This window comes from Yoonia sp. (genome assembly GCF_017854565.1).
Lineage (GTDB): Bacteria > Pseudomonadota > Alphaproteobacteria > Rhodobacterales > Rhodobacteraceae > Yoonia.
The window spans coordinates 1-3,929 of the sequence record NZ_JAFMHJ010000098.1; the positions used below are offsets into that span (position 1 = coordinate 1).

The 3,929-nt window shown below is 62.6% G+C and carries 4 protein-coding genes and 1 pseudogene; all 5 read right to left on the bottom strand.

Annotation, left to right across the window (positions count from 1 at the left end):
* Positions 1-335, bottom strand: a pseudogene (locus QZ196_RS17315) (ATPase, T2SS/T4P/T4SS family); the annotation flags it as partial.
* Position 336: 1 nt separating this feature from the next.
* Entirely contained in the window at positions 337-1,662 is a 1,326-nt protein-coding gene (locus tag QZ196_RS17320; RefSeq protein ID WP_296428614.1) for a TrbI/VirB10 family protein, read from the bottom strand.
* Positions 1,659-2,363, bottom strand: coding sequence for a TrbG/VirB9 family P-type conjugative transfer protein (locus QZ196_RS17325; protein ID WP_296428615.1), 705 nt, complete (start codon positions 2,361-2,363; stop codon positions 1,659-1,661). The genes QZ196_RS17320 and QZ196_RS17325 overlap by 4 nt, the downstream gene beginning before the upstream one ends.
* A complete protein-coding gene (locus QZ196_RS17330) occupies positions 2,360-3,007 on the bottom strand; it encodes a type IV secretion system protein (RefSeq protein ID WP_296428617.1) in 648 nt (215 codons plus the stop codon). The genes QZ196_RS17325 and QZ196_RS17330 overlap by 4 nt, the downstream gene beginning before the upstream one ends.
* A 14-nt stretch (positions 3,008-3,021) precedes the next feature.
* On the bottom strand, positions 3,022-3,816 hold the full coding sequence (locus QZ196_RS17335) for a type IV secretion system protein (protein WP_217650109.1): 795 nt from the start codon (positions 3,814-3,816) through the stop codon (positions 3,022-3,024).
* Between the last annotated feature and the right edge of the window lie 113 nt (positions 3,817-3,929).

Sequence of the window (3,929 nt, forward strand, 5' to 3'; positions counted from 1 at the left end):
AGGGAGGAGAAAAAGCGCAGCGAGATCGAGAACCCGCCCTCAACTGCGGGAGGCTGAATGACTTGCGCCCGGATTGGACGTTCGCGATAGAGAATCGATACCGAGACGATTGGCTTCTTGGTGCTGAGCGTGGTTGAGGCGGCCGAGGCGATCTGGTTGCCAAGGTCCTTGATCTCGGTCTGGGTGAGCGGGGTGCCGAGCCCCTGCATAAAGTGATCACCCTGGAACTCTCCCCAGACCTGCCCGTCCGGATTGATGCAGATCTCGATCGTGTCTTCGCGCTGCACGGGCGCACCGAGCCGATCGAGCGAGGCTTCGAGATAGCTTGCTGCCATGTCAGAATATCTCCAGGTCGCGGTCAACCATGACCGTGATCCGCGTGCCCTGATCGACATGGATCACGGGGCGGATCGCGAGATAATCCTGCATCACGCTTTGGGTGCTATCGCGCAGGTCCGAGCCGACATCGCTGGCGACATCGGCAGCAGCCTCGTCATCGATCTGGCCCGCTGCGGCAGCTGGCAGGGCACCGATCAACGAGATCAGCGCGGCAGAGCCGAAGCGCTGCGCAAAGCGAGTGTCGACAAAACCGGTGGTGCCTGTGCGGCCAAGCTCGTCTCCGCCGAAGGCGCTGATCTCCACTGTCTGGTTGTCAGGCAGAATGATCCTGTCCCAGGCCACCATAACCCGGGACTGTGCCAGCGCCACATCGGAGCGGTATCGCCCAATCAGGCGCGCACCGCGCGGGATCAGGACGCGCGTTCCGTCAAAGGAATGGACATCTTCGGATACGATGGCGCGGATTGCACCGGGCAGCGTGCTGTCGAGTGCGGTTTCGGTCACCGCCTGGATCATGGTGCCCTGAATAACCGTGTTCGTTGGGTTCACAATCACCTCAGCGCGCGTGACGGGCGCGGGTCGCGCACCGGCGCGCACGAAGGCTTCATCGGCATTCAAGCGCGCTGCTTCAATCGTACTTTCGCGGTCTGTCCCTGCCCCCATCCCGGAAAACGCGATCATGGGCGACGCAATCCGTTCTGCTCGCGCCTCAGCCTCAGCGGCACGTCGGCGCTCAAGTTCAGCCAGCCGCAGTTCCTCCTCGTTGGGGCCGAGATCCGTCGGCGCGGGCGGGGTCAGGCGCGCGACCTCAAGGTCCATGCGCAGTTGGTCAAGTTCACGGTCGCGTTCGGTCAACTGCCGCTCCAGCGTGCGCTGTGCCTCAGCGGAGCCCTCCTGCAGCGCCGCGATCTGAGCCGTGAGGTCTGCGATGGCCTGTTCAGCACCGTTGTCCGATGTCTCAGTCGGGCGTGCCCGCATTTCTTCGAGTTCGGCCCGCAAAGTTGCAAGGCTTTCCATCAGCGCAAGCTCGGATTCGGTCGGACCGGTCTCCACCGGAGGCGTCGGTGCTGGCTGTGCTACAGGTGGGCGTCCCAGGTCCCCGAAGCCGGGCCCGGAGTTCTGGAACTCCTCGGGGGCCGCAGTCACCATTGGAGCATCCGGGGACGATTGCAGGGCAGCCCAGGCGAGACCACCGAACGCCGCGATACCGGTAATTCCAAGGATTGCAGCGAGCGGTGATGGGCGTTTACTCACCCGTGCTTTTGCTGTGGTGCCCTCAAGCGCCGCAAGCCGTGCGGCAAGATCTTCGGTATCCTGCGTCATGATGTGGCCTCGGTCCCTGCGTCCTGAACACAGACGACAGCTCCACCCAAGCGAAGAACCCATTGCCGGTTCACGCCGGAGACGCGGATCACGCCATCACTCAGGGCCTGGCTATTCACCGCCCGCTCCCTGCCATTGGAATACCGGAAGATCGCCGGGACCGGCGCATTCCGCGCGAAGCGGAAATAGGTGAAGGTGCCGTCATCCCAGATGGCTGTTGGCGTGAACTCTTCCCGGGCGCTGACCGCATAGTTCGCGTTGGGAGCCTCAGCTGCGACCGCCCGGGTAGGCTGAACGCGGTTTTCAGGATAGCGGAACTGCACCACATAATGTGGTGTCTCGCGCGCCTCAACGACGTGGAAGTAATAGGAGCGGCGGTTGGTATAGACCGTGATGTTGGTCGCTACGCCCGAGGCCGCGGGCTTGATGGCAAAGGCGCGGCCGCCGGGGACGCCGTCGAACTGGAATCCCACCGTGTCGCCCGCGATGATCGAGCGTATGGTCTCACCTTCGCCGAACTCGACGGTGGTCACTCGGGTCAGGGTGGTGACGATACGGTAAACCTGCCCTTCGGTCCATGTGGCGACCCGAACGCGGTTGTCATGAGAGCCCGGACGCGGTGTGGTCTCGGCAAGAACGGCGGGAGCCGCCAGGGCCAACGCGCCGGCGATGAAAAAGGCATGAACGGGAAAAGGGATCATTCGGAACGGTCCGATCGGATTGCATATTGGGTGACGGTGAAGCCGAAGGGGTTTTGCCAGACATCATCGATTGAGCGGGTCCGTTCGGGCTGAAACGCAAACATCAGCGTCGCTGTAAACGATCCGTCCTGCACACCCTGCGGGCTGGTCAAGCGTTTCCTGAGGCGCACCTGCGCACGGTTTTCGCCGATCAGTGTGATCGAGGCGATTTCGACGGCCATTTCAGCTGATGTGCCGTACCGCGTCGGCGGATAGTTCTCCTGCCCGGACGTCCATATTGCGCGCATGCTCGTCTCGGCGGCACCGGATGACTGTGCCAGAACCCGGCGCACACGCAGATCATTGTCGAGCTGATTGTAGGTCTCGCGCTCATAAATGTAGCGGTAGATTTGCGCCTCGATGACGGCGGGTCGCTCGGCGAGGGACGCAGTCTCGACCCTGGCGTTCGGGAGTGCCATGCCTGTTGCCGGATCATAGGGCACAACGACTGGGGGCGGTGCCTCAACCATCAGCGCGACAGCTGCGGCTGCGAGACAGCCCACCGCGCCAAAACCCGCGCCACCGAGACCGATCATTCTCCACAGTTGTTCACGGCGCAGGGCACCATAAACAAGCTCCTCCTCCACGAGCTCGCGTGTGTTCATCCCCACTCCTCCACTCATGGTCGAAGTTCCGGTAGGGTGAAGTCCATGTACCGGCGCTCTTCGGCAACGGTGGCGGCATCGACCACGCCTGCATTGCCCGCGCCGAGGGTCTGGATCGCTTCCAATTCCCACATGCGTGTCATGGCGATGGCGAGTTCTGCTGTAACGCGGGTATTGTGGTCCATGGAGGCTTTCAGATCCTCCATGTCCGGGATCATCTCGACCAGACGTTCAACCCGCTCGAGGGACTGTTCGGCCTCGGCATGACTGTTCTGGGCAGCGGCGGACATGACGGCCCCTGTGGTTGCGCGGGTGGCCACGCCTTCCGCCCCTGGACTGCCGCTGGTGGCAATCTCGCGCAGGGAATCTTCGTCAAAACCGGCACTTGCCAGCGCCGCTTCCATCTGCGTGCGCATCGGGCCTGCATTAGGGCCGATGAGGCTGCTCCAGTCGCCCGCCTGGATGCCCCGGATCAGACCGGGAATATCTTCAAAATTCGCCTCGAGCAGGTTGTCCAGATCCCCGCCCATCGCAAGGCCGAGGATGCTGCGCGGTCCGGTGAGTGAGGCATACATCTCGTTCAGTTGATCGAGTTGGCTTTGCAGCATGTCGAGCTGCTCGAGGGCATTGTCGAGGAGATCGGTTTGGAGCCCGAAGTCCTGTAACATTTGCTGAAGTTGGCGGATTTCCTGGGCGATGTTCTGGGTGTCGACCGTGGGAACGCCCTGTGCGGCGACAGGCCCACTGACAGCGAAAGCAAGTGCTGCGGCCGCCGCACTTGTGAAAACGGAACGGGTAAATTGCGGGATCACTGCAAATTCTCCTGATTGAAGTTCATGTATTGCCGCTCGGCGGCTTGGGCGGCGGCCATGGCGAGTTGTTCCTCGCTGAGCGGCTGGGTGTGGGCGGCCTTGATCCGGGT

Coding starts and splice junctions, on each gene's coding strand:
- QZ196_RS17320 (WP_296428614.1), bottom strand. CDS start 1,662: ATGACGCAGGATACCGAAGATCTTGCCGCACGGCTTGCGGCGCTTGAG.
- QZ196_RS17325 (WP_296428615.1), bottom strand. CDS start 2,363: ATGATCCCTTTTCCCGTTCATGCCTTTTTCATCGCCGGCGCGTTGGCC.
- QZ196_RS17330 (WP_296428617.1), bottom strand. CDS start 3,007: ATGAACACACGCGAGCTCGTGGAGGAGGAGCTTGTTTATGGTGCCCTG.